The following is a 22462-nucleotide window of genomic DNA, read 5'->3' as shown; positions in this document are numbered from 1 at the left end:
TGTTTTAGTATAAAATTGTTTGATAAACAAACTAAAATTAACACCTTTACTATCATTTGTTCATAGTTTAATAAATTTGTCACAATTCTGTAACTAATTTGAAAATAAAATTAAAAGGCAGAAATACTATTTATTGATAAAATATAGATATGGAAAATTTAAAGAGATTATTCAAAGAAGCAAACGTAGATTTAAAAACCATGATCGTCTTCCACAAGGCAGAACGATTGATCCGTGCCTCTGAGGCTCATATCTTTAAAAAGCACCAGTTGACACCAACTCAATTCTCTGTACTTGAGACCTTGTACAGCAAAGGCGATCTCCGCATTCAAGATCTGATTGATAGCATTCTTGCGACCTCTGGAAATATGACTGTGGTTATTCGCAATATGGTCCGCGATGGTTGGATTACACGCGAAACCGATCCAGAAGACCGCCGTGCTTATCTTGTATCTATTACAGATGCCGGTCGTAAAAAGATCGAAGAAGCTCTTCCAGATCATATCAAAAATATTCAACGCTTGATGCAAGTCTTTAATAGTGGCGAGCAAGCTGAGTTGACAGAACTCTTGAAGAAATTCAAACATATCGCCTAAGCCTTACTGCTCAAGTCGATTCTGACTCCAAAATCCTCTATTTTGGAGTTTTCATCGTGCATTCTCTTTATCTAACAGATCAAAAAAAATATTCCTGACGCTTCTCAGGAATATTTTTATTTATTCTTTCACAAAGATCCATTCTTTCTCTTGCGATAAATCCTCACGATAAGAGAAACCTGCTACTTCTAGTGATTTCAGATCTTCTAGATGGGTGATTTCTTCCTTCATCATGGCTGTCACCATAGCCCCACGTGCTTTCTTTGAAATCGTCGAGTGAATCTTTAGTGTCCCACCACGATTCTCCATGAATTTGATCCGAATCATTCGTTCACGAATGGCTTTTGAAAAGACCTGTTCAAACTCAGAAGACAAAAGGGATAAGATCTGTTCTTCACCTTCTACTGCCTGATCATAGTCCTCTTTCCAGAATTCCTTTAGAGATTTTCCAGCTGGTTTTAGCTTCATCATAAAATCCAAGCGATGGGGAGCAATCCCTTTATAGGCAGGTAGCACACCGTATAAAGCAGTCGTGATCAACAAATGCTCCTGCAGATAAGTCTGCTCTTTTTCGGATAAGTCTTGACGCTCAATACTACGATACATAAGGCCATCAAACAGTCCCAAAGCAGGATAGGTCTTGGCACTCCCAGCTAACAGAGCCTCAATTCTTTCCTTTTCTACTAGAGCTCTTTCCTCTGAGATCCCGTAAAAGGTCGCTAATTCTTCTAGGGAGAATGCCCTCAAAGCTTGGAGGATGGTTTTTGTGTTCTCTGACAAGGGTTGGGGCTCGACGATACGAGCCTGTTCGTTCAGTTCTTTGGCGGATGGAATTAATAGTTTCATAGGTCTATTGTACCATATTTTTCAAATTTTCTTGACAGGAGTTTTTATTAATGTTATTATCTAGTTATGAAAACTAGATTAAAGAAAGGTGAAGATTTCGTGGCCACTTTTTCCTATCCAACGTGGGAGCAACTGCCTGAGCTAGACCTCTATCTCGATCAGGTCCTACTTTATGTCAATAAAACCTGTGCACCTGTTCTCTCTTCTTCAGACAAGGGCTTGACGGCTGCCATGATCAACAATTACGTAAAACATGGCTATGTCGAAAAACCAGATAAGAAGAAATACCAGCGTAGACAGGTGGCTCGCTTGATCGCTATTACAACCTTAAAAACGGTCTTTTCTATTCAGGAGATCGCTTCTACCTTAAATTTCTTGCAGGACCAGGCGAGTTCAGATCTTCTCTATAATAGCTTTGTCGCTTATCTCAATGAGCAAAAAGAGCCGATCGCTCCCATCATTCGCTCTGCCTGTCAGACAGTTCAACTTTATCTTGAAACCCTATCTTATATTCAACCAGCAACAACGGAGGAAGAAACTGATGAATTACACCATGAAACTAAGTAAAAAATTATCCTTTGGAGAAGAGATCGCAAATAGCGTAACCCATGCTGTTGGCGCCCTCCTCATGTTGATCTTGCTTCCAATCTCAGCAGTCTATAGCTTTGAGCAACACGGTCTGCTCAGTGCTTTTGGGACTTCTATCTTTGTGATCAGTCTCTTTTTGATGTTTCTTTCTTCGACCGTCTACCATGCCATGTCTTACGATTCACCTCAAAAGTATGTGCTTCGCATTATCGACCATTCAATGATCTACATTGCGATCGCAGGTAGTTACACACCAGTCGTCCTTACCTTGATGAACAACTGGATGGGCTACAGCATTATCTTGATCCAATGGGGCACTACCATCTTTGGTATTCTCTACAAGATCTTTGCCAAAAAAGTCAATGAAAAGTTCAGTCTCGCTCTTTACTTGATCATGGGCTGGTTGGTCATCTTTATTATTCCCCAAATCGTTAGCCAAACCAATCCGATCTTCTGGGGTCTCATGCTCATGGGCGGCCTGTGCTACACGGTTGGAGCTGGCTTTTATGCTAAGAAAAAACCATACTTCCACATGATTTGGCACCTCTTCATCCTGGCGGCTTCTGCTCTTCAGTATTTAGCGATTGTATATTTTATGTAATATGCTCACCACTCTTATGAGTGGTTTTTTTTTGATTTTTTCTGTACAATAGAAAAAAACTGTATGGGGACAGTCAGGATGAAGATGAGCAAATATCAACAAATTATTCATGTTCTAAAAGCAGCCATTCAAGATGGAGAACTGGAAACTGGACAAAAAATTCCCTCCGTTCGCCAGTTAGCTAGTCAATTTTCTTGTAGTAAGGACACAGTGCAACGAGCCTTGCTGGACTTGACTTACCAGCACTTCCTCTATGCTAAGCCTCAAAGTGGCTACTATGTTTTGGAGCAAGAACCTAATCGACATGAGGATCTTCCTCTAAAATTAGAGAAAGACCGCAACCAGGCTTTTGAGGACTTCCGGACCTGTATCAATGAAACCTTGATTGGACGGGAGAATTATCTCTTCAATAACTTTTCGGACCAAGCAGGATTACTAGAGGTACGCCAATCGATCCAAGACTTATTGAAGGAAGAAGGTATTTATACGACTGCGGATCAGATTGTTTTGACTGCTGGTACCCAGCAGGCGCTCAATATCCTCAGCCAGATTGACTTTCCCAATAAAAAGTCTCAGATCTTGATCGAGCAACCGACTTATCATCGGATGAACCAACTCTTAGATTCGCAGCAACTTGCCTACCGTACCATTCAACGAAATTTAATGGGAATTGATCTCGAGGAACTTGAAGAGATTTTCAAAAGTGGCCATATCAAATTCTTCTACACGATCCCTCGTTTTCACTATCCGCTCGGTCATAGCTATTCGACCAAGCAGAAAGAAGCGATCTTGCAACTAGCTGACCAATATGATGTTTACCTTGTTGAGGACGACTATCTTGGAGATCTTGATGGCAGCAATGCTCCTTCTTTTCATTATTTGGATCAAAAGAACCGTGTCATCTATATCAAATCTTTTTCGACCAATCTCTTTTCTGCTCTTCGCATCACTTCCATGATCCTTCCCCAAGCCCTTCTAAAGCCGGTCTTAACCTATAAGACGATTCTGGACTATGATAGCAATCTCATCATGCAAAAGGCCTTGAGTCTCTACATTGATAACGGTATGTATCTGACCAATAAAAAGCGACTCCTAGCCAGAAAAAGAGAGGTAGAAGCCAGTCTAAAGACCTTGATGGCCCAGTCTCCTCTTCTTCCCCATCTGACCCTGACCCACGATGGGATCCTTCTAGGACTCAGCCAAGTTCAATCCCTTGCTGCCTTAAAACACAGTGGACTCCCGCTTGATTTCTTTGAAGCAGCCTACATCACTTCTTGTCCTTATCAACTCGCCAAGATCAAATCGGCAGATGTGACCAATGTTTTACCAAAGCTTACGCCTTTTTTTGAAAGAGAAACCCTCGTATAGACTATACGAGGGTTTTTCTTATTTCTTTAATTGCTCATAGATCAGTTTAGCATTTTGAAGGCCGATCCGATAATCGAGGCGAATCAGGCGAATCGCTTCCATCTCTGGTTCTTTGAGGTACTTCTCTTTTTGTTCCTTAGAAATACTACCTGGTTTAAGAAGATAGTGAGTGAATTGATTTCTGACTTTATTGAGCTCAACTTGAAGGGTGAAATAAAGTCCAAATAAGACAATCACAACTCCCATCATGATCAGATCGTTTGACATGGTTTATGCTCCCTTTTTCTGTTCTTTTCTTTATTTTACAGCTTTCAAGAAAGAAAAACAAGGTTAAATTTGCATTTAGACCTTGTTTATCCTTATTTCATCATACCAGCCTGGAGGTCATACATTTTCTTATACGTTCCTCCTAGAGCAATGAGTTGGTCGTGGTTGCCTGATTCGATGATTTTTCCTTTATCGAGAACATAGATGCAATCGGCATCTTGGATGGTAGAAAGGCGATGGGCAATGGCAATGGTTGTCCGCCCTTGGCGCATCTTCTTCAGAGAATTTTGGATCATCTCTTCCGTCTCTTGGTCGATATTGGCAGTGGCCTCATCCAAAATGAGGATCTTAGGCTGGGCAGCAATGGTCCGAGCAAAAGCCAGAAGCTGACGCTGACCAGTCGATAAGGTAGAACCCCGCTCTGTTACCGGATGATCATAGCCACCGGGTAGACTCTCAATAAAGTCTGCTACATCCACAAATGCAGCTGCTTGTCGGATTTCCTCATCTGTCAGTTCTTCATGATACATTCGGATATTAGAAGCAATGGTTCCATGATAGAGGAAGGGTTCTTGCAACACTAAACCGATGGACTTGCGCAAGGCTTCCTGGCTGTAGTTCTTGATATCCTGTCCATCAATCAAGATCTGGCCACGATCAAATTCATAAAAGCGCATGAAGAGATTGATAATAGAGGATTTACCAGAACCAGTATGACCAACAAAAGCGATGGTTTGTCCGTTTTTAACCTCAAAGGAGATATCTTTTAGGACATCCCGTTTGCCATCATAAGAAAAAGATACATGGTCAAAGCGAATATCTCCCCGCTCGATTTCTTTCAGGCTACCAGCTTGCTTTGGCTCGTAGTCATCTCGATCCATCATTTCAAAGACACGCCCTGCAGAAATGGTTGAGGTCTGCAAGGTTGCAAAATTTTGGGTGACATCAATCAAGGGCTGGAAAAGCTGGCTAACATACTGGATAAAGGCATAGATAAGACCTGCTGTAAAGCCAGAGGACTGCCAATTTAGGCCGAAAAAGGTTAGAATAACCGCATAAGCCAGAACCTGTAACAGGGTCATAGCTGGCCTCAAAAAGAGGGAATTGACATCCACAGATCGGTTGGCATAGTCTAAATGTTCCCCATTTATCTGTTCGAATTCATCCGTCAAGCGCTTTTCTTGACGAAAGGCCTGTACGATCCGCATTCCTTCAATGGATTCCGATAATTTCACATTGATATCTGATAATTTTTGTCGTGTCATCTTGACCAAGCGATTGGATAACTTGCGATAGAGACGAATGGAAAACCAAATAATGGGAAGAAAAGGCAGGATCCAAATAGTCAAATGCCAGTCCAAGCTAAACATGGTTACAAGAGTGACTAGAAAGAGTAAAAAGGATGAAACCAGGCTTGAAAAGACCGTAGAAAACATGTCTGCGACTGCCTGGGTATCATTGGTCACGCGCGAAACAATCGAACCTGCTGCTGTCTGGTCATAAAAGGACATACCCAGCCTTTGAAGATTTTGGAAAATATCTAGACGAATGTCTCTTACGATAGAATTGGATACACGCGCAAAGGTTAACTGACTCAGATAAGTTGCCAGCACGCGCCCAATGAATAACCCATAGTAGAGAATCAAAAACTGAAAAGCTGTCAAAACTGGTGAGCCTGCTTCTGTTGGATCCACTAGGTGGTCAATATACCAGCGAGCTGCAAGTGGGATCGCCGTCAATAACAGACTAGTTAGAAAGGTAAAGGCTAAGGCTAGGGCTGTTAGCCATTTATAACGCCACATGTAAGTCAAGAGCCGCTTCATCACATGAGCTTCAGATGTTTTCATTCAGCTTTCCCTCCATTTCTTCTGATAATTGTTGGGCTTGGTAGGTTTCATAGTACCAACCTTTTTGAGCCATTAATTCCTCGTGATTTCCTCGCTCCTTGATCTGTCCATTCTCCATTACTAGAATCAAATCCGCATGAACGATCGCTGATAGGCGGTGGGCTGTAATGATCGTTGTTTTCCCCTTGCGTTCTAGCTTCATATTTTCAATGATTTGGTGCTCCGTTTTAGCATCTACTGCAGACAGGGAATCATCCAGAATCAAGATCTCAGGATTCATGACCAATGCTCGACTCATGGCAATTCTTTGCTTTTGCCCGCCAGAAAGAGAGACCCCTCTCTCTCCTAACACTGTCTCCATCTGGTCTGGCATGACCAGAATATCCTCATAGACTCCACAAGTTCTCAGAGCCTTCATTACCTCTTCTTCCTCGATCTGTGGATCTGAAAAAGCTACATTCTCACGAATGGTCATGGCAAAAAGGATCTGATCCTGAGGGACATAGCCGATCAAGCTTCGAAGATCCTCTAAGCGATAATGTTTGATGGAGATTCCATTGAGCAAAATATCTCCCTGCTCCAAGTCATGCTCTCTAAGCAAGAGACGCAACAAGGTAGTCTTTCCAGATCCAGTTGGTCCTACAATTCCAAGGGTTTGCCCTTTTTCTAAATGAAAGGCAACCTTCTCAAGGACAGGCTCTTTCTCATAGGCGAATTCTTCAATGTCATATTCCAAATCTCCGTTTTGAATGACTGTAACTGGTTGACTTGGATCTTGGATATCAGGTGTTTCTGCTAAAAGTGTCTCAATCCGATCATAGGAGACGCTAGCACGCTGACTAATATTAAACAAGAAGCCCATGGCTTGAAGGGGCCAGACGAGCATATTGAGATAGGTAATAAAGGTTACGATTTGTCCAACCGTCAGGCTTCCTTCCTGAACAAATAGCCCCCCGAAGTAGAGCGTCAAAACATAGGAGAGACCGACAAAAAGAAGAGTAGTCGGATCAAACAAAGCATTGTAACCGGCTGAAGTCATATTTTTTGAAAAGACCATCTGATTGGTTTTTTCAAAAGCCTGAATCTCATCTGCCTGAAAGCCAAAGGATTTGGTCACTTTGACTCCTGATACTGATTCCTGGACAAAGTTGTTCAGCTCTGAGAATCCTTCTTGGGCCTCTTTGAAGGCTTTGTGGTTTTTACGGCCAATAGTTGAAGTCACTACCACCATAACCGGTAGAGGCAAAATAGCTAAGAGGGTTAAGCGCCAATCAATCATGAAAAACATGCTAACTAGGGTCACCAAGGCGGTCACAGAAGCATCCACTGCAGACATAACCCCGCCACCAGCAAACATAGTCACCGCATTGATATCATTGGTGGCATGGGCCATGAGATCCCCTGTCCGATAACTCTGATAAAAAGACGGAGACATGAGCGTAAATTGCTTAAACAAACGATAACGCAAGATCCGAGCCAACTTATTGGCCGTCCCAAAAATATAGCGTCTCCAAACAAAACGAAGGCCATACATGGCTAGAGCTGCGAGGACCAAAAGGGCAATATCCATAACTAACTGCCCCAGTGTCAGCTTTCTTTTATCGATCAAATCGATCACAAGGCCCATGATTCTTGGAGGAATGAGATTTAAAAAGCTAACCAAGATCAAGGCCCCTATCCCGATCAAGTATCGCTTCTTCTCTAAATTAAAAAACCAAGATAATTTCCTCAACAGATTCATCTTATTTCCCCTTTTTTGTGAGTTGCCAACTACTATCCACTAGAGCAAACAACTCCTCATCAGCAATTGTTCCATCTAAGGGGATACTCACCCAATATTTTTTATTCATATGAAAAGCTGGATAAATCCCCTTCTGCTGGATGAAACGGGCTACTTGATCAGACTTAACATTCAAAACTTCTATTTTCCCAGACTTGCCAGCATCTAGTTTTTTCCAATCAATGGTCATAAAGACACCATACCACTTGAGGGTGTCTCGGTGGCGAATGGCACCAGATTCTGGAGATCTCTCCCACAAATACTCAATCGTTCCCTGATAGTACAGAGAGATATAGGCCATGAGACGCTTGGCTTGAGGATAGAGAAATTTCTCTACCTCAAAACAAGCTTGGCGAATCCTTGCAAGACTTTCCTGACAAGCTTCTCTGACTTGGCCAACGAAATTTCCTTGTAGCTGTTCCTGATGGATCTGGATATACTCGTCCCCTGTATCCTGATCATAGACCTGAAAAGATATCTTCTGGTCGCAGACACGGACCTTTAAGAGAAAAGAGTCCGATAAGACGGGACACTGGTACTCATAGCCTGCCCCTCTCTTTTCAAATCCAAAAGCCAATCCCTTTTCTGGCTGAAAGGTGTATCGGTCAAAATAATGCTCTAAAAACATTTTCTCTCCCTTATTCATTTTTGCACTAGAAGAGGCTGGAAACAACGTCTCCAACCTTGATAACGGATCTTCAAAACTACTTCAGGCAGTGAGCGTTTCTTTTTTAAAACACGATGCGCGTGCCATGCAGTTGACAAACACCCAATTGTTCCAAAAAGAGCTGACGATTGTCAAGGGTCACACCTCCACCTGGTAGGATCTGAATCTTTCCCTTAGCCGCATCTAATAAACGATGATAGTGTGCAAAACGTTGCTCTAGTGGGTCACCTGGACTTCCAGCTCGTGTTAAAATGCGGGCTACACCCTGATCAGAAAGCCACTCAATCGCTTCTAGCTGATCTGTATGAGCTAACTCATCAAAGGCCATATGAAAGACCACCTCTGCCTCTCCACAGGCTGCAAGTAAAAGCTGCATGACCCTCTTGTCCAACTTTCGATCACTCGTCAGCGCACCCAGCACAAAACAAGTAATCCCTATTTCTTTCGTAGCACGAATATCCGTCAGCATAGCTTCGACTTCTGGATCAGTGTAGACAAAATCTCCACCACGGGGCCGAATGATCACACATAGATCCACGGACTTCTCTCTTGTCAGTTTGATTGCTTCATTGATCACACCTATACTCGGTGTGGTCCCGCCTACTGCCAGGTTGTCACACAGTTCAATGCGACCTGCCCCAGCAGCAATCGCCTTATCAATAAAAGTTAAATTCTCTGCACAAAATTCAAAGACAAGCATGACAACTCCAATTACAAAGACTTAAAACAAGGATATACTAACGGTTACCTTAGCATTGCCATTTTCCACTCTCGCTTTTGAGATACTATAGCCTGCTTGAGGGATCTCAAGGGTGATTTGATCACCATTAACCGTGAAGCCGCCTCCATTTTGATTGGATTGATCCTTCAAATAGTTGAGAACCAAGAATTTTGGAATGGGCATTTTCCCTAATTTAGCACCGGTCACAGTCAAATTCATGACATTGTTTTCAACTTGACCGGTCATGGTTAAATCTAGATAGCTATCAACTGGACCTAAGGAAACAGGAACTTTGACGTGAAGGTCATTGCCATCCATTCCTAATGCCATCTTTTGATAGTCAGAATTGTCAAGGGCGGAACCAGCACTTGTTTTTACGACCTGACTCAATTGCACAGAATTGAGACTTAGCTCAGTTGAGAGTCCTTCAGTGCTCACAGAGGCGTTTGAAACTGCATTTTGAGCCAGTTCAATCAAAGAACTCCCTGACTGCACATTTCTCAGCTGCTCCCCTTCAGGAATAGATCCAGGAACCAATAGGACCACTAATAAAATAAATAAAACGATCACCATGCCAATCAGGCGTCTCATCCACTTAAACATCTGCTCCTCCAATACGTGAAAAGTTGTATTCTTATTGTACCCTAAATCTAAAGAAATTGCGACTAAGAGGGGCCTTTAGAAAGCAAAAGAGAGCGTGGGACAGAAATCGATAATTCGTTAGAATTCGATTTCGTCGTCCCACCTCCGCACAGTTGAGTAGGGCTGTAAAAGCTGATAAAATCAGCGTAGTAGAGCCCACTCAACCACTGCGTCTTACTCGACAATCCAAAAACAATTGAGAGGCTAGGACTTTTGTCCCAACCTCTCTCTGTGCATTATTTCGATTTAATGTAGTTAACACCATCTGCTTTAGGCGCAACTGCTTGTCCGAAGAAGGCTGCCAAGACAACCATGGTCAAGACGTAAGGCGCAATTTGCAAGTAGATGGATGGGATACCTTTAAGCAAAGGCAATTGATTCCCGATAACAGCCAAACTTTGTGAAGCTCCAAAGAAGAGACTAGCCAGCATGGCCCCGATTGGGTTCCATTTCCCGAAAATCATAGCCGCAAGGGCGATAAATCCAGGACCTACAATAGTAGTCACTGCGAAGTTAACAGAAACTGACTGAGCGTAAATAGCCCCTCCGATTCCTGCTAGGGCGCCTGAGATCATCACTCCTAAGTAGCGCATTCTATATACATTGATTCCCAATGTATCTGCTGCTTGTGGGTGTTCACCAACTGAACGAAGACGCAATCCAAATTTCGTTTTGAACATGATAAACCAAGCAAAGAATGAAAAGAGAATCGCAACCCAGCCGATGATGCTGGCATTGTTGAAGAAAATATCCCCAATCACCGGAATTTTAGATAAGACTGGGATGGATGTTTTCCCAAAGGCAACTTTGATATTATCAGTTTGTCCCTTGTTGTACATCGCTTTGACAAGAAAGACGGCCAATGGAGGTGCCATCAAGTTCAATACTGTACCTGAGACGATATGGTCAGCACGGAAATGAATGGTTGCCACCGCGTGAATCAAGGAGAAGAGTACTCCAATCCCTGCAGCAACGATCAAGGACAACCATGGTGTCAAGCTTCCTAATTCAGGCTCAAAAGTCAAGTTAAAGATAATACCTGAGAAGGCTCCCATAACCATGATTCCTTCCAGACCAACGTTAACAACCCCAGCGTGTTCTGAGTATGCTCCTCCGATACTTGTGAAGATCAGCGGCGCTGCATACACAATCATAGAGGAAACAAGAATACTTAAAATCGTTACAATACTCATTAGTTTGCTCCTCCTTTTTTAGCTGAACGCATCGAGATCATCTTTTCGATAATGTAGTGGGCACATACGAAGAAGATAATAGATGCTGTCACAATTTGAACGACTTCTTCAGGGATTGCAGCTGGCTTCATACCAACTCCTCCAATTTGAAGCGCTCCAAACAAGAAGGCAGCAAATGGAATACCAATTGGTGAATTCATCGCAAGAAGGGCAACGGCCATACCGTTAAATCCAACACTCATTGAGCTGGTTTGAACGTAGACATTTGAGTAAATCCCCAGACCTTCTACTACCCCACCGATACCAGCAAGAGCACCAGAAATGATCATAGAAAGGATAATGGTCCGTTTTGCAGACATCCCTGCGTATTCCGCCGCATTCGCATTGAGACCAACGGCACGGATTTCAAACCCAAGTGTAGTTTTCTTCATCAAGAACCAGATGACCACCAATGCGATGATGGCAAAGAAGATCCCGATGTTCATTTGTGATTTGTCCGTCAAATTACGCAACCACTCCGTCTGGTAGACAGCGTTGGCTCCCACATCAATGGTTGAGTCCTTGTTTTCCATCAAGGAAGCTGGGAAGCTATGAATCAAGGCATTCCCACCATAGAGAACAATGTAGTTCATCATAATGGTGATGATGACCTCACTGGTTCCGAGATAGGCACGAAGGAAACCAGGAATCGCTCCAATAAATCCACCTGCAACAGCCGCAATCAAAACAGTCATCGGAATCATCAGTAAGCGAGGCATATTTGGGAAGGAAAGGGCAAACCAAGTCGCCATGATCCATCCTGCAAAAGCTTGACCAGGAAGTCCAACGTTAAAGAAGCCGGCCCGGCTAGCCACCGAAAATCCAAGAGCAACTAAAATCAGCGGCCCCATAGCACGGGAAATATTACCCCAACTCTTAATCGAACCAAAGGCTTTCTTAAACAGCAATTCATATCCCCAAAGGGCATCATAGCTGAAGGCCCACATAATAATGGCACCCAGGACCAATCCTAAAAGGACAGACACCAATGGAACAGCAATTTGTTTTAAATTCTTATTCATTTGATGCTCCCTCCTTTACTTTTCCTCCTGCCATGAGGATTCCAAGTTCTTGCTTATTCGTCGTTTCTGGGGTTACGATCCCTTGGATCTTCCCATCATGAATAACCGCAATACGGTCAGAAACATTCAAAATTTCATCTAATTCAAAGCTGACAACCAGAACGGCTTTTCCATTATCCCGTTCTTGAATCAAACGTTTGTGGATATATTCAATCGCTCCGACGTCCAAACCACGAGTTGGCTGACTAACGATCAAGAGATCTGGATCACGATCAATTTCCCGAGCGATAATGGCTTTTTGCTGGTTCCCTCCAGAGAGAGCCTTAGCTGGTACCACTTCACTAGCTGCACGAACGTCAAACTCTTCCATCAACTTCTTGGCATAAGAGGTAATATTTGGATAATTCAAAATACCATTCTTGCTAAGAGGTTCTTTATAGTAAGTTTGAAGAGCAATGTTTTCAGAGATCATCATATCAAGGACCAAACCATCCCGGTGACGGTCTTCAGGGACGTGTCCTACCTTCATTTCTGTGATTTGACGTGGGCGAAGTCCTACAACATCCTTGCCTTTAATCTTGATTGAACCGGATTTTACCTTCCGTAGACCTGTAATGGCTTGGATCAACTCAGATTGACCATTTCCATCAATCCCTGCGATCCCAACGATTTCACCAGCACGAAGTTCTAAGGAAAGATTCTTAACAGCTGGGACTCCCCGATTTTCATTCACGACCAAGTTTTCGATCGATAAGACCACTTCTTTTGGTTCAGAAGGACCTTTTTCAGTCTTAAAGGAAACAGAACGACCGACCATCATTTCAGCCAAATCTTGGTTGGTTGCTCCACCAATCTCGACTGTTTCAATAGATTTCCCGCGACGGATAACCGTTACGCGGTCTGAAACAGCACGGATTTCATCCAACTTGTGCGTAATCAAGATGATAGATTTTCCTTCATTCGCCAAGTTCTTCATGATTGTCATCAATTCTTCGATTTCAGCTGGTGTCAAAACCGCAGTTGGTTCATCGAAGATCAGGATGTCGGCTCCACGATAAAGCGTCTTTAAGATTTCCACACGTTGCTGCGCACCAACGGAAATATCCTCAACTTTGGCATTTGGATCTACTGCCAAGCCATATTTTTTAGACAAGTCAAGGATATCTTGACTGGCTTTTTTAAGGTCCAAAACACCATGCTTCGTGGTTTCAGAACCAAGGATAATATTTTCAGCAACTGTAAAAGCTTCAACCAACATAAAGTGTTGGTGTACCATTCCAATTCCTAAAGAAGCTGCTTTTGAAGGTGAGTCTAGGTTAACAGTTTTTCCATTTACCACGATGTCTCCGCTTGTTGGTTCCAATAAACCAGCCAGCATATTCATCAGTGTAGATTTCCCTGCACCATTTTCTCCAAGAAGTGCATGGATTTCACCTTTGCGCAACTGAAGATTAATCTTATCATTTGCTACAAAGTCACCAAATTTTTTGGTAATCTCACGCATTTCGATGACATATTCATGTGTCATGGGGTGTTTCCTTTCAAAATTTTTTTATTTCAATAAAATCTGCTAGGTGACTAACAGATTTTATTGAGACAAAAATGTCTCACTTTAAAAGAAACGGCCCTTAAAGGGAGGGCCGCTCCAATCAAATATTATTTTTCAGGAACTTTAAGAGACCCATCAAGGATTTTAGCTTTAGCATCTTCTACAGCTTTTTTAGCATCTGCAGAAAGGTTGTCGGTTGTCAAATCAACTCCACCATCTTTCAAGCTATAAGTAATCACTTTACCGCCAGGGAATTTACCGTCAGCAGCTTTCTTAGCTAAGTCTTTTACAGATTCTCCGACTTTCTTCAAGCTTGAAGCCAAGACAAAGTTAGATTTTTTGCCATCTTTAGAAGTGTATTCACCTTCAGCTTTTTGGTCACGGTCAACCCCAAGAACCCAAACTTTTTCGTCTTCATTTTTCTTCTCGTTCAAGTCTTTAGCTTCAGAGAAGACACCTGCACCAGTACCACCAGCTACTTGGTAGATAACGTCTGCACCTGCAGCGTATTGTGCAGCAGCAATTGTTTTACCTTTCGCAGAGTCACCGAATGAACCAGCGTAGTCTACTTGAACTTTGATAGATGGGTCAACAGATTTAACACCAGCTTCAAATCCAGCGCGGAAACGAGTGATAACTTCACTTTCCATACCACCTACAAAACCAACTTGTTTAGTTTTTGTAGTTTTTGCAGCAGCGATCCCAGCAAGGTAACCAGCTTCGTTATCGGCATAAACAGCAGATGCTACATTCTTTTGTCCTTCAATACGGTCATCGATGATGACGTAGTTCACATCTTCGTTGTCTTTTGCAGCTTTTTTAATAGAGTCGCTCAAGGCAAAACCAACACCAAAGATCAATTTGTAGTCGTTAGAAACAGCTTCATCAAGGTTTGTCGCATATTGAGATTGATCTGTTGATTGGAAGTAGTCAAATCCTTTCCCTTTAGAAAGACCGTTTTCTTTACCCCAAGCTTGCAAACCTTCCCAAGCAGATTGGTTGAATGATTTGTCATCCACACCACCAGTATCGGTAACGATAGCAACTTTCAAATCTGTTTTAGATTCTGAGTTAGCGCTATCTTTTTTAGACGCACGATTTCCACATGCTGCAAGTCCGATAGCAGCGACAGTTACTAGACCAAGGCCTAGCCATTGTTTCTTGTTCATTACTGAACCTCCTAAATTATTGTGCAACATTGTTGCGAAGTATTGAAAGGGTCAAAAGACCGCCTCACAAACCAATTAAGTCAGGTCTGTAAAGGAATATGGAAGTAATTCCTTGACCGTCATCACGACCGTCGATTTATCTTTAGATACCAAGGTTACAGGAAGGTCTGGCTCAAAAAATTCAGCCATGACCTGGCGACAAGCACCACATGGAGAGATGGGCTTTTCTGTTTGCCCGTAGATAATGAGCTCTTGAAACTCACGAGCTCCTTCAGAAACAGCTTTAAAAATGGCTGTCCGTTCTCCACAGTTGGTCAAACCAAAACTGGCATTTTCGATATTGACCCCTGTATAGATTTCCCCATCCTTTGTTAGCAGTACAGCTCCAATTGGGAAATGAGAGTAAGGCACATAGGCTTGTTGACTCACTTCAACTGCTAAGTTGATCAACTCAGTAGTCGCCATGAGCCACCCTTCCTTCCATGATGGCTACACCAGAAGAAGTCCCGATACGGGTCGCACCTGCTTCGATAAAAGCAAGAGCATCTTCATAAGAGCGAGCACCACCAGAAGCTTTAACACCCATGTCGGGTCCAACAGTTTGACGCATTAAGGCCACATCTTCAACCGTTGCTCCTCCAGTTGAGAAGCCAGTTGACGTCTTCACAAAGTCTGCGCCAGCTAACTTAGCGATTTGACAAGCAACGATCTTTTCATCATCTGTTAAGAGACAAGTCTCAATGATGACTTTGACCAGCTTATCACCGCTCGCTTCGACTACAGCTTGGATATCTTCTTCAACTAGTGCTAAATTCTTAGACTTAAGAGCCCCAATATTAATGACCATGTCAATCTCATCGGCACCATTTTGAATCGCATTTTTTGTTTCACACGCTTTGACAAATGGTGTATTTGCTCCTAAAGGAAAACCAATGACGGTACAAACTTTAACGTCTGAATCGCGCAAGCCCTCAGCCGCAAAATTCACCCATGTCGGGTTCACACAGACACTCGCAAAATCATAAGCCTTGGCTTCTTCGATCAGCTTTTCGATCTGTTCTTGTTGCGCATCTGGTTTTAAAAGAGTGTGATCGATATATTTATTTAACTTCATACAATCTCCTGAGCTGCTTAAGATATTATTTCAATAATTTCTTTAACGCTTTCAGCCCTTTCTAGTATTTTAACATTTTTTTTGAATTCTGTAACTCTTTCTTGTGAATTTTTTTCATTCATGAAAATACGGGCAATGCGTTCCCCTTTTTTGACGTGCTCTCCCACTTTTTTGTCAAACACAATTCCTGTTTCGTAATCGAGGGGATCTGATTTGACAGCACGGCCAGCACCCAAGCGCATGGCAAACAAGCCAAACTCCATGGCAGGTAAAGCAGCAATGACGCCATCTTTGTCCGCTGTTACTTCAAGGACCTGATCCACTTTGACGGGACGATGCAAATCTTCTAAGTCTCCACCTTGAGCCACCACCATTTCTTCAAACTTGGCTAAGGCTCGTCCATTGCTCAAGTGTTCATGGATGGCTTCAATCGATTGTTCTACATTGGCCAATTTCAACATGATTTGCGCTAACTCACAAATAAACTCCGTCACATCAGCTCGCCCTTGTCCTTTCAGAATATCCAGGGCTTCTAAAATTTCTAAACGATTGCCAATACTGGTTCCCAAAGGTTGGCTCATATCTGTAATGACAGCGATGGTTTTCCGACCCACTGCATTTCCAAGATCCACCATGGTACGGGCTAAGCGACGAGCATCCTCAATATTCTTCATGAAGGCACCCTCGCCTACCGTCACGTCCAAAAGAATGGCATCCGCACCTGCAGCAATTTTCTTACTCATGACGGAGCTAGCAATCAAAGGAATGGTGTCCACTGTCGCTGTCACATCACGCAGAGCATACAAGAGTTTGTCTGCTTTTACGAGTTGGTCGGATTGACCAATGACCGATAATCCAATCTCCTGCACCTGCTGGATAAATTCCTCTTGGGTCCGTTCAATCTGGAAACCTTTAATGGATTCCAACTTATCGATGGTCCCACCTGTGTGGCCTAAGCCACGACCACTCATTTTTGCAACCGGCACTCCGAAACTTGCAACCAAAGGCACCAAGACCAAGGTTACCTTGTCTCCGACACCACCAGTCGAGTGTTTGTCCACCTTGATCCCTGGAATAGCTGACAGATCAAACTGTTGACCCGTTTGGACCATCTTCATGGTCATATGAGAGATTTCTTCAGTCGTCATCCCTTTAAAATAAACAGCCATAGCAAAAGCAGACATTTGGTAATCTGGAACCGTTCCAGCCACATAGCCCTCAATCAGCCATTCAATTTCTTCCTTGTTTAAGGCAAGACCATCTCTTTTTTTCTGAATGATATCTACTGCTCTCATGATTCTTTCTCACTTCTTAAAATATAATAGCCTTTGTCTTTTTTTACGGTCTCACAATTGCCAAACGTCTCTTCCATCTTGGCCTTAGCGCTGGGAGCCCCTTGTTTTTTCTGAATGACAATGGTCAAGTCTCCACCTGGTTTCAAATGTTCAAAACTACCAGTGATCACTTGGTGAACCACTTTCTTACCAGCTCGGATCGGCGGATTACTGATTACATGGTCAAAGACCCCTTCTACTGCTTCATAGACATCCGAAGAAAAGATCTGAGCTTCCACGCCGTTTCGACTGGCATTTTTCTTAGCCAAGTCCAGTGCCCGCTCATTGACATCGACCATGGTCACGGTAACTCCCTGTGCTTTAGCTAGAGAGAGGCCGATTGGACCATAGCCACAGCCAACATCGAGGACACTTTCTTCTTCTTGAAAATCCAGAGTTGATAAGAGCACCTGGCTTCCATAGTCAATCATTTTTTTACTAAAGACGCCCGCGTCCGTATAGAAATTCATCTTTTGCCCCAATAAAACAACAGCCAGATCATGAATATCATGGGCTGCATCGGGGTTTACATCGAAATACATTTTACTCATAAGGTTATTTTATCATAATTCATTCCTTTTTTAAATCGTTTACATGACCTCTAAAAATTGGTATACTAAAGACTACAATAGGAGTGACATATGGACAAAGAATTTCTACATTTTGAAAAAATTAATCGGGAAACTTGGCAAAATTTACACCGCAAAACCACCCCACCTCTCTCTCAAACAGAGCTCAATTCTATTAAAAGTTTTAACGACCGCATCAACCTCCAGGATGTACGTGACGTCTACCTGCCTTTAACAAACCTGATTGGAATCTACAAGCGTTCCAAAGAAGATTTGGCCTTCTCAAAAGGTATTTTTCTTCAAAAAACGAGTGAACGCCAACCCTTTATCATTGGGGTTTCAGGGAGCGTTGCGGTTGGAAAATCTACCACTAGCCGTTTACTTCAAATCCTGCTGTCTCGAACCTTTGAAGGCTCGACGGTGGAGTTGGTGACAACGGATGGCTTTCTCTATCCAAATGCTATCTTAAAAGAACAAGAGATCCTCAATCGAAAAGGATTTCCAGAAAGCTATGATATGGAATTGCTCCTTGATTTTCTTAATCAAATCAAAAACAACAAGAGTGTAGAAATCCCTGTCTATTCCCACGAAATATACGATATTGTCCCAGATGAGAAGCAAACCATTTTACCAGCTGATTTTGTCATTGTCGAAGGTATAAATGTCTTTCAAAATCCGCAAAATGACACTCTCTATATGACCGATTTCTTTGATTTTTCAATCTATGTGGATGCCGCGGTCGACGATATCGAATCTTGGTATATCGATCGCTTCCAAAAACTCCTTGCATTAGCTCAAAATGATCCCAATAACTACTACTATCGATTTACAGAGCAACCCTTAGAAGAAGTTTTAAACATGGCCCATCAGGTCTGGGAATTCATTAATTTAGTCAACTTGCAACATTACATTCAACCAACCAGAAATCGAGCTGATCTGATTCTCCATAAGGCAACCAACCATGAAATTGACGAAATTTATCTCAAACGCTAGAGAAAATGGCCTGTTAACGGTACTTTTTTAAGGAAAAGCTATTTTAGGCTTGTCAAATCTTAACTTTTCATATATAATGAGATAGTTAGATTATCAATGGAGGTGAATAACTTGGCAAACATTAAATCAGCTATCAAACGCGCTGAATTGAACGTTAAACAAAACGAAAAAAACTCAGCTCAAAAATCAGCTATGCGTACTGCAATCAAAGCTTTTGAAGCAAACCCATCTGAAGAACTTTACCGCGCTGCTAGCTCAGCTATCGATAAAGCAGAAACTAAAGGTTTGATCCACAAGAACAAAGCTAGCCGTGATAAAGCACGTCTTGCAGCGAAACTTGGTTAATCAAGAACAGCATAAAAATCAAGCTCTCCGGAGCTTTTTTTGTTCCTAAATTTTTGAGAGGTGCTTATGAAAATTGTTATTATCGGCTATTCTGGATCTGGAAAATCTACCTTGGCTGGAGCCTTATCTCGCTACTACTCCATCCCCAAGCTTCATATGGATACCCTCCAATTTCAACCCGGCTGGATAGACAGTGACCGGGATTGGATGGAGGGACAGATGAAACAGTTTCTTAGCCAACATAAAGACTGGGTCATTGATGGAAATTATTCTTGGTGTTGCTATGAGGAAAGAATGGAGCAAGCCGACCACATTATCTTTCTCAATTTCTCTCGTTGGAACTGCCTCTATAGAGCCTGGAAACGATTCCGTCGTTATAAGGGACGCGTTCGCGAGAGTATGGCAGCAGGCTGCCCTGAACGCTTTGACTGGGAATTCATCCGTTGGATCCTTTGGGACGGTCGAACCAAGAAGGCCAAAGAAAGGTATCGAAATATCCGTTCTACCTATCCCGATAAATTCATCTCTCTCAAGAATCAAAAAGAGCTGGATGCGTTTCTAAAAAACATACAATAAAAAGGTTGGGATATCAATCCCAACCTTTTTTATTTATCAACGTAATCGCCACCAGTGAAGCCATAGTATTCTTCCAGACTCAAACCCGAGTCAGCGATATCCTGTGCTTCTTTTCCGATATAGCGGAGATGCCAGCTCTCTGGCATGTAGCCTGTCACTTTTTCTTTTCCTTCTTGGTAACGAACCACAAAGCCATATTTAGCGGCGTTCTTAAGCAACCACTTACTTGGTCCAGGTTCTGTCACCAGATTACCACTGGTATCGATCAAATCAAAGGTCAAACCAGTTTGGTGTTCACTATAACCCGGTCTTGCGGAATAACGATCTGCTGCCTCCTGACCATCTTGATTGACATAGTTTTGATAGAGGCCAACTTGGGTATCGTAGCTACGAAAACCACTATATTGGTCACTGATCGGATACCCCTCTGCCTGCATGGCTGCAATCAATTCATGTAGGGCTGAAACAGCTTCAGGATCTTCACCTGGGTTAAAGTCCGGCGCCAAAGGATAATGTTTGTTGGCGATCATCACCTCACCATATTTTCCTTTAACACTATAATAAGAACCATTGTAGCTAACACCAGAGTCCACTTTCACATCTGACTTACCAGCTTTTGACGACTCTTCTTTGCCAGTCTCTTTTGATGAATTCTTTGCAGAAGACGTTTCTTTGGAAGACTTGGTTTGCGTTTGTTTGGTTTCTTCTTTTGCAGAAGATTTAGAACTAGTGGATTGAGATTGGGAGCAAGCTGTCAGGGTTAACAAGGCAACTGTCACCAAGGTTAATTTGGAAAATCTTGCTTTCATGGGAATCTCCTATGATTCTTTTGTTACGACAATATCCGTAATCACATAACTTGCACCTACTTTTTTCAAAGTATAAGTTTTGTACTTGCGGTTTTGTGAATCTGGATGACTATCTGTATAATGCACGGTAAAGTCTTCATAAGTCTTGATCGTCACCACACCATTTTCTTCAGTGACACTTTGAATATCCAAAGCTCCTGGAGTATAGTAGTCAATTTTAGCCTTTCGAACACCATCACCCGTTGTGAATTCTACCATGTCTTTGTAGGCTTGACTTTGTGTGTCATAGTATTTAGAGTAGGTGTTATTTCGATTTGAAACTGAGCTAAAGACAGCGTCGCGGTACTCTTTCAAGAACTCTTCTGCCAAGGTCCGATTTTGTTCTTCTTTGGCTGCTTGCGCTTTCTTAGCATCTTGTGCACTCTTGATGCGTTTTAAGGTATCTTTGGCTAGTTTGAGTTCGATCGGATCGTTTTCACCCTCTTCAATCGTCACCTTAGCCTTTTCAGTTGTGTAGGTTTCCCCATTCATATTGAAGACGGCGTGCACTTCAATTTCTTGATAAGGGATGCTGTCTACTTCAAAGGTCGTGCTAGTTCCGACTTCTTTACCGTTGACCACAACCTTCACATCCGTTGGGTTTTCAACTTCATCTGGGAACTCAACTTCTAAATTGCGTTTTTCAGAATTCAACTGCAATTCTAAGTTATTCTTTGTTGCTTTTTTAGGATTGAGATGGATCTTAGAAGTGACATTTCCGACTTCTGTTTTAGCAGTCAATTCCATTTCTTTTGTATTGTAGTGGAAAGAACCAAGGTCTGTCACTGCATCTTTCTTCAAGGTCACGGTTTTATTAGCAGTCACTTTGAGTTTGGCTTGGTCCAAATTGGTCTTGACCTTGACTTGCACTGGATAGCTGGCCACACGATATTCTTGGAAGATTCCAAATTTCTTGTCCGCCTTTTCCAAACCAAAGATCTTGTTACCAGATTTATCCGTATAGCTGCCTTCTCCACCATTATCGATGATCTTGTTCAACTCTGTGCCGATATCGACCCCTTGATATTCCATGCTGGTGATCAAGCTTTCCGCTTCATCCTTCGTCCATTTATCGTTATCAGTTGAAAGCAGGTCTGCTGCTTCACGATAATCCTTGGTGTCTACCGCCTTGATGAATTTATCTGCTGTCACTTCGACACGTGTTGTAGACTGGAAGTAAAAGAAGGCTGCTACCAAAGCGATCACAAGAACAGCAATGGCAGAAATAATCCCAATTTTCTTCTTAGAACCTTTTTTCCCACTCTTCGTTTTAGGAGCTTTTGGTTTTTTCTGAGCTGGACTTGCCTCTGTGAAGGTTGATCCATCAAAGACCTGCGTTTGCTCAGTAGCAAGTGGAGCCGTATACTCTTGAGTGGGCTGTTGAGGGACATATTCGTGTGTTTCTTCAATTGAATCTGGGTTCACAAATTCTGCTTCAGGAACAGGTCCTGCAAAAAACTCGAAGTTCTGACTTTTGGCAGCGGTAAATTCTTCTGCACTTGGCTTGCGGCCATAGGTTTCCTCAAAATATTGCAACCAAGCCTGACGAGCTGCCAGAAGTGGATCAATATTCTTCACTTCTTCAACTGGTTCAAGCACCGGTTCCTCGACAGGTGCTAGATTCTCTTCTGGGGCATTGCCTGCGATAGACTGAATTTGTTTTAAATCAAAACCACAGGCTTTCCCAGCCATAAACTCTTCTGGTGACGGTTTGCGACCGATCACTTTTTCAAATAATTCAACCCATTTCTTTTGCATGGATCTCTTCTCCCTCATTATAAAATAGGG

General features: G+C 42.6%; 24 protein-coding genes. 7 read left to right on the top strand and 17 right to left on the bottom strand.

Translation table 11 applies throughout. The features are described 5' to 3' along the window. Window positions 1-149: 149 nt before the first annotated feature. Window positions 150-596, top strand: a complete 447-nt coding sequence (locus H7T92_RS08010) for a MarR family winged helix-turn-helix transcriptional regulator (protein WP_003001765.1) — start codon at window positions 150-152, stop codon at window positions 594-596. A gap of 120 nt (window positions 597-716) precedes the next feature. Here H7T92_RS08010 and yaaA read toward each other — a convergent pair whose 3' ends face one another. After that, a complete protein-coding gene (yaaA, locus tag H7T92_RS08005; RefSeq protein ID WP_201037479.1) occupies window positions 717-1442 on the bottom strand; it encodes a peroxide stress protein YaaA in 726 nt (241 codons plus the stop codon). 66 nt (window positions 1443-1508) lie between these two features. Here yaaA and H7T92_RS08000 point away from each other — a divergent pair, with 66 nt between their 5' ends. The 3 genes from H7T92_RS08000 (at window position 1509) to H7T92_RS07990 (ending at window position 3999) form a co-directional block, all read left to right on the top strand. Next, on the top strand, window positions 1509-2009 hold the full coding sequence (locus tag H7T92_RS08000) for a DUF1836 domain-containing protein (RefSeq protein ID WP_201037478.1): 501 nt from the start codon (window positions 1509-1511) through the stop codon (window positions 2007-2009). Continuing rightward, window positions 1984-2631, top strand: coding sequence for a PAQR family membrane homeostasis protein TrhA (gene trhA, locus H7T92_RS07995; RefSeq protein WP_003011253.1), 648 nt, complete (start codon window positions 1984-1986; stop codon window positions 2629-2631). The genes H7T92_RS08000 and trhA overlap by 26 nt, the downstream gene beginning before the upstream one ends. Before the next feature lie 63 nt (window positions 2632-2694). After that, entirely contained in the window at window positions 2695-3999 is a 1305-nt protein-coding gene (locus H7T92_RS07990) for an aminotransferase-like domain-containing protein (RefSeq protein WP_042766235.1), read from the top strand. A gap of 18 nt (window positions 4000-4017) precedes the next feature. Here H7T92_RS07990 and H7T92_RS07985 read toward each other — a convergent pair whose 3' ends face one another. The 14 genes from H7T92_RS07985 to H7T92_RS07920 all read right to left on the bottom strand — a co-directional run bounded on the left by H7T92_RS07985 (window position 4018) and on the right by H7T92_RS07920 (window position 17894). Further along, the gene (locus tag H7T92_RS07985; RefSeq protein WP_023918292.1) at window positions 4018-4266 is read right to left on the bottom strand and encodes a hypothetical protein; all 249 of its coding nucleotides are present in this window, start codon (window positions 4264-4266) and stop codon (window positions 4018-4020) included. A gap of 92 nt (window positions 4267-4358) precedes the next feature. Further along, on the bottom strand, window positions 4359-6113 hold the full coding sequence (locus tag H7T92_RS07980; RefSeq protein WP_023918294.1) for an ABC transporter ATP-binding protein: 1755 nt from the start codon (window positions 6111-6113) through the stop codon (window positions 4359-4361). Beyond that, on the bottom strand, window positions 6100-7854 hold the full coding sequence (locus H7T92_RS07975; RefSeq protein WP_195529203.1) for an ABC transporter ATP-binding protein: 1755 nt from the start codon (window positions 7852-7854) through the stop codon (window positions 6100-6102). The genes H7T92_RS07980 and H7T92_RS07975 overlap by 14 nt, the downstream gene beginning before the upstream one ends. A gap of 1 nt (window position 7855) precedes the next feature. Next, window positions 7856-8521, bottom strand: coding sequence for an MmcQ/YjbR family DNA-binding protein (locus tag H7T92_RS07970; RefSeq protein WP_049514729.1), 666 nt, complete (start codon window positions 8519-8521; stop codon window positions 7856-7858). Window positions 8522-8624: 103 nt separating this feature from the next. After that, window positions 8625-9260: a copper homeostasis protein CutC gene (locus H7T92_RS07965; RefSeq protein WP_201037477.1), complete on the bottom strand. Its 636-nt coding sequence runs from the start codon at window positions 9258-9260 to the stop codon at window positions 8625-8627. 21 nt (window positions 9261-9281) lie between these two features. Further along, window positions 9282-9884, bottom strand: coding sequence for a hypothetical protein (locus tag H7T92_RS07960; protein ID WP_201037476.1), 603 nt, complete (start codon window positions 9882-9884; stop codon window positions 9282-9284). Between the two features lie 275 nt (window positions 9885-10159). Then, window positions 10160-11116 carry an ABC transporter permease gene (locus H7T92_RS07955; RefSeq protein ID WP_021153355.1) on the bottom strand — a complete coding sequence of 319 codons (957 nt, stop codon included), beginning with the start codon at window positions 11114-11116 and terminating at the stop codon, window positions 10160-10162. After that, window positions 11116-12177, bottom strand: a complete 1062-nt coding sequence (locus H7T92_RS07950) for an ABC transporter permease (RefSeq protein ID WP_201037475.1) — start codon at window positions 12175-12177, stop codon at window positions 11116-11118. The genes H7T92_RS07955 and H7T92_RS07950 overlap by 1 nt, the downstream gene beginning before the upstream one ends. After that, window positions 12170-13705 (bottom strand): ABC transporter ATP-binding protein, encoded by a 1536-nt coding sequence (locus H7T92_RS07945; RefSeq protein ID WP_201037474.1) that lies wholly within the window; start codon window positions 13703-13705, stop codon window positions 12170-12172. Before H7T92_RS07945 ends, H7T92_RS07950 begins: the two co-directional genes overlap by 8 nt. Window positions 13706-13833: 128 nt before the next feature. Then, window positions 13834-14895: a BMP family lipoprotein gene (locus tag H7T92_RS07940; RefSeq protein WP_201037473.1), complete on the bottom strand. Its 1062-nt coding sequence runs from the start codon at window positions 14893-14895 to the stop codon at window positions 13834-13836. Window positions 14896-14970: 75 nt separating this feature from the next. Next, entirely contained in the window at window positions 14971-15360 is a 390-nt protein-coding gene (locus H7T92_RS07935) for a cytidine deaminase (protein ID WP_049491822.1), read from the bottom strand. Beyond that, window positions 15347-16009 (bottom strand): deoxyribose-phosphate aldolase, encoded by a 663-nt coding sequence (deoC, locus tag H7T92_RS07930; protein WP_125826917.1) that lies wholly within the window; start codon window positions 16007-16009, stop codon window positions 15347-15349. Before deoC ends, H7T92_RS07935 begins: the two co-directional genes overlap by 14 nt. Window positions 16010-16026: 17 nt before the next feature. Then, window positions 16027-17304: a pyrimidine-nucleoside phosphorylase gene (locus tag H7T92_RS07925; RefSeq protein WP_201037472.1), complete on the bottom strand. Its 1278-nt coding sequence runs from the start codon at window positions 17302-17304 to the stop codon at window positions 16027-16029. After that, window positions 17301-17894, bottom strand: coding sequence for a class I SAM-dependent methyltransferase (locus H7T92_RS07920; protein ID WP_201037471.1), 594 nt, complete (start codon window positions 17892-17894; stop codon window positions 17301-17303). Before H7T92_RS07920 ends, H7T92_RS07925 begins: the two co-directional genes overlap by 4 nt. Before the next feature lie 90 nt (window positions 17895-17984). Between H7T92_RS07920 and coaA the strand changes: the two genes are divergently transcribed. The 3 genes from coaA (at window position 17985) to H7T92_RS07905 (ending at window position 19826) form a co-directional block, all read left to right on the top strand. Continuing rightward, a complete protein-coding gene (gene coaA / locus H7T92_RS07915; protein ID WP_201037470.1) occupies window positions 17985-18905 on the top strand; it encodes a type I pantothenate kinase in 921 nt (306 codons plus the stop codon). Window positions 18906-19001: 96 nt separating this feature from the next. After that, window positions 19002-19250 carry a 30S ribosomal protein S20 gene (gene rpsT / locus H7T92_RS07910; protein WP_003007640.1) on the top strand — a complete coding sequence of 83 codons (249 nt, stop codon included), beginning with the start codon at window positions 19002-19004 and terminating at the stop codon, window positions 19248-19250. A 66-nt stretch (window positions 19251-19316) separates the two neighbouring features. Further along, entirely contained in the window at window positions 19317-19826 is a 510-nt protein-coding gene (locus H7T92_RS07905; protein ID WP_150906252.1) for a DNA topology modulation protein, read from the top strand. A 29-nt stretch (window positions 19827-19855) separates the two neighbouring features. On the opposite strand, the gene ldcB is transcribed toward H7T92_RS07905, so the two are convergent. After that, a complete protein-coding gene (gene ldcB / locus H7T92_RS07900; RefSeq protein ID WP_201037469.1) occupies window positions 19856-20635 on the bottom strand; it encodes an LD-carboxypeptidase LdcB/DacB in 780 nt (259 codons plus the stop codon). Between the two features lie 9 nt (window positions 20636-20644). After that, entirely contained in the window at window positions 20645-22432 is a 1788-nt protein-coding gene (locus H7T92_RS07895) for a TcaA second domain-containing protein (RefSeq protein ID WP_201037468.1), read from the bottom strand. Window positions 22433-22462: the final 30 nt, after the last annotated feature.

The organism is Streptococcus parasanguinis (assembly GCF_016648855.1).
GTDB lineage: Bacteria > Bacillota > Bacilli > Lactobacillales > Streptococcaceae > Streptococcus > Streptococcus parasanguinis_L.
This window is presented reverse-complemented; position numbering and strand designations above follow the sequence as displayed.

Coding starts and splice junctions, on each gene's coding strand:
- H7T92_RS07955 (WP_021153355.1), bottom strand. CDS start 11,116: ATGAGTATTGTAACGATTTTAAGTATTCTTGTTTCCTCTATGATTGTG.
- H7T92_RS07980 (WP_023918294.1), bottom strand. CDS start 6,113: ATGAAAACATCTGAAGCTCATGTGATGAAGCGGCTCTTGACTTACATG.
- yaaA (WP_201037479.1), bottom strand. CDS start 1,442: ATGAAACTATTAATTCCATCCGCCAAAGAACTGAACGAACAGGCTCGT.
- H7T92_RS07985 (WP_023918292.1), bottom strand. CDS start 4,266: ATGTCAAACGATCTGATCATGATGGGAGTTGTGATTGTCTTATTTGGA.
- H7T92_RS07965 (WP_201037477.1), bottom strand. CDS start 9,260: ATGCTTGTCTTTGAATTTTGTGCAGAGAATTTAACTTTTATTGATAAG.
- rpsT (WP_003007640.1), top strand. CDS start 19,002: ATGGAGGTGAATAACTTGGCAAACATTAAATCAGCTATCAAACGCGCT.
- deoC (WP_125826917.1), bottom strand. CDS start 16,009: ATGAAGTTAAATAAATATATCGATCACACTCTTTTAAAACCAGATGCG.
- H7T92_RS07895 (WP_201037468.1), bottom strand. CDS start 22,432: ATGCAAAAGAAATGGGTTGAATTATTTGAAAAAGTGATCGGTCGCAAA.
- H7T92_RS07905 (WP_150906252.1), top strand. CDS start 19,317: ATGAAAATTGTTATTATCGGCTATTCTGGATCTGGAAAATCTACCTTG.
- H7T92_RS07975 (WP_195529203.1), bottom strand. CDS start 7,854: ATGAATCTGTTGAGGAAATTATCTTGGTTTTTTAATTTAGAGAAGAAG.
- trhA (WP_003011253.1), top strand. CDS start 1,984: ATGAATTACACCATGAAACTAAGTAAAAAATTATCCTTTGGAGAAGAG.
- H7T92_RS07945 (WP_201037474.1), bottom strand. CDS start 13,705: ATGACACATGAATATGTCATCGAAATGCGTGAGATTACCAAAAAATTT.
- H7T92_RS07950 (WP_201037475.1), bottom strand. CDS start 12,177: ATGAATAAGAATTTAAAACAAATTGCTGTTCCATTGGTGTCTGTCCTT.
- H7T92_RS08010 (WP_003001765.1), top strand. CDS start 150: ATGGAAAATTTAAAGAGATTATTCAAAGAAGCAAACGTAGATTTAAAA.
- H7T92_RS07925 (WP_201037472.1), bottom strand. CDS start 17,304: ATGAGAGCAGTAGATATCATTCAGAAAAAAAGAGATGGTCTTGCCTTA.
- H7T92_RS07920 (WP_201037471.1), bottom strand. CDS start 17,894: ATGAGTAAAATGTATTTCGATGTAAACCCCGATGCAGCCCATGATATT.
- H7T92_RS08000 (WP_201037478.1), top strand. CDS start 1,509: ATGAAAACTAGATTAAAGAAAGGTGAAGATTTCGTGGCCACTTTTTCC.
- H7T92_RS07960 (WP_201037476.1), bottom strand. CDS start 9,884: ATGTTTAAGTGGATGAGACGCCTGATTGGCATGGTGATCGTTTTATTT.
- H7T92_RS07970 (WP_049514729.1), bottom strand. CDS start 8,521: ATGTTTTTAGAGCATTATTTTGACCGATACACCTTTCAGCCAGAAAAG.
- ldcB (WP_201037469.1), bottom strand. CDS start 20,635: ATGAAAGCAAGATTTTCCAAATTAACCTTGGTGACAGTTGCCTTGTTA.
- H7T92_RS07990 (WP_042766235.1), top strand. CDS start 2,695: ATGGGGACAGTCAGGATGAAGATGAGCAAATATCAACAAATTATTCAT.
- H7T92_RS07935 (WP_049491822.1), bottom strand. CDS start 15,360: ATGGCGACTACTGAGTTGATCAACTTAGCAGTTGAAGTGAGTCAACAA.
- coaA (WP_201037470.1), top strand. CDS start 17,985: ATGGACAAAGAATTTCTACATTTTGAAAAAATTAATCGGGAAACTTGG.
- H7T92_RS07940 (WP_201037473.1), bottom strand. CDS start 14,895: ATGAACAAGAAACAATGGCTAGGCCTTGGTCTAGTAACTGTCGCTGCT.